Origin of the sequence: Alkalihalophilus marmarensis DSM 21297, from assembly GCF_000474275.2 — a bacterium.
Classification (GTDB): Bacteria; Bacillota; Bacilli; order Bacillales; family Bacillaceae_D; genus Alkalihalophilus; species Alkalihalophilus marmarensis.
In genome coordinates this window covers 1-1,865 of the sequence record NZ_ATAE01000069.1, presented here as the reverse complement: position 1 = coordinate 1,865, position 1,865 = coordinate 1, and the positions used below count along the sequence as shown (strand labels likewise).

The following is a 1,865-nucleotide window of genomic DNA, read 5'->3' as shown; positions in this document are numbered from 1 at the left end:
TTTTTTGTTCGCCCAGCATGGGCGAACTCTAACGGGTGAAAGTCCCGAGTACGACCCTGTAGCGGTAAGTACATAGCCAAAAGCAAGGGTGCCCATGGTGACGTGGGATCTGAAGGAAGCTCTAGGCAAACCTCCGGTCTGACGAACAGAAATCATATAGGAGGCAACGTATGAGGATGAGACTGCAAAAGAAGTTAAAGTCCAATAGCTACAACCTGTATCATACGGTGTATATATGGCAGATGGATGGAGGGAAAGAGTTCGCACCTTAACTGGGGAGGTCTCACTGGTCTACACCAAAATCTTGTAGCGATACAAGGCTGGATAGTGAGAAGTCAGCAGAAGCCGTAGTAGTGAAGATGTCTAATGAAAGTTAGAAGGAGCGAAGGGCTGAACAATTTCATCGTTATAGAAATCTCGATTGGAAGCGGAAATAGACCACTGGCATGAAGCGGGAAAGTGGATACCGACTTTACGAGACAGAAGGGAAATAACAAAGCATGTATGGAGAAACATTATTAGACAAAATTTTGGACACTGAGAATCTAAATCAAGCATACAAAAAGGTGAAAAGAAATAAGGGCTCCGCAGGCACCGATGGGATGACTGTACAAGAGTTAGGGGCATATATCGCGCTGAACAAGAAAGAGCTCATCTCTCAGATTCGGCAGAGAAAATATCAACCCCAACCCGTACTACGGGTTGAAATTCCCAAACCAGACGGTGGGATAAGACTTTTAGGTATTCCAACAGTCAAAGACCGGCTTGTCCAACAGGCCATTGCACAAGTTCTTACACCGATGTTTGATAAGAAATTTAGTGAGCACAGTTATGGGTTTAGGCCTAATAGGTATGCAGAAATGGCAATTATTCAAACACTAGAATACTTAAATGATGGTCATGAATGGATTGTAGACATAGATCTCGAACGATTCTTCGATACAGTTAATCACGATAGGTTGATGAACCTCATCTCAAGAACAATCCAAGACGGAGACATCATCTCGCTCATCCGTAAATTCTTAGTAAGCGGTGTACAGATTGATGAAGATTATAAAGAAACCGTTATAGGCACACCCCAAGGAGGGAACTTATCTCCGCTGCTTAGTAACATTATGCTCAACGAACTTGATACGGAACTAGAAAGTCGTGGACTTCGCTTCGTGCGTTATGCGGATGACTGTATCATTATGGTTAAAAGTGAAATGGCAGCGAGACGAGTGATGAGATCAGTGACTAGGTTCATTGAAGAAAAACTAGGTTTGATAGTCAACACCACAAAAACAAAAGTAACAAGACCTAATGACCCCAATATGAAATTTCTGGGATTCGGTTTCTTTAAAGATCCTCAGGTCGAGGTATATAAAGCAAAGCCACATCAAAAGTCGGTGGATAACTTTAAATTTAAACTGAAGCAATTAACTAGGAAGAACTGGAGTGTGGAAACGAAGTTTCAGGTTGAACGAATCAATCAGGTGGTACGAGGCTGGGTTAATTATTTTAAAATCGGTTTCATGAAAAAGGCTCTCGAACGCATAGACAGTCACACAAGGTTTCGACTCAGGATGTGTATCTGGAAGAAGTGGAAAACCTCTAAGAACAGAAGAAAGAACCTTATTAAACTCGGAATGGATAGACACACTGCTTATAAATACAGTTATTCGAGCAAAGGGGCAGTTAGGATAGCTTATTCTTGGGTGCTTACGAAAACGATTACCAATAAGAGATTAACTCAATTCGGTCTGTTATCTGGCGTCCAACATTACAGGAAAGTACATGCTTAGTATGAATTTGAACCGCCGTATACGGAACCGTACGTACGGTGGTGTGAGAGGTCGGAGGCTAATAGCCTCCTCCTACTCGAT

Annotated in this window: 1 protein-coding gene; it reads left to right on the top strand. The window is 42.4% G+C overall.

The genetic code is table 11. From position 1 onward, the window contains the following. The first annotated feature begins 500 nt into the window (after positions 1-500). On the top strand, positions 501-1,784 hold the full coding sequence (gene ltrA, locus A33I_RS19155; protein WP_022629923.1) for a group II intron reverse transcriptase/maturase: 1,284 nt from the start codon (positions 501-503) through the stop codon (positions 1,782-1,784). Positions 1,785-1,865 lie beyond the last annotated feature (81 nt).

Excerpts from the sequence above, each read along its gene's own strand:
- ltrA (WP_022629923.1), top strand. The coding sequence starts at position 501 with ATGTATGGAGAAACATTATTAGACAAAATTTTGGACACTGAGAATCTA.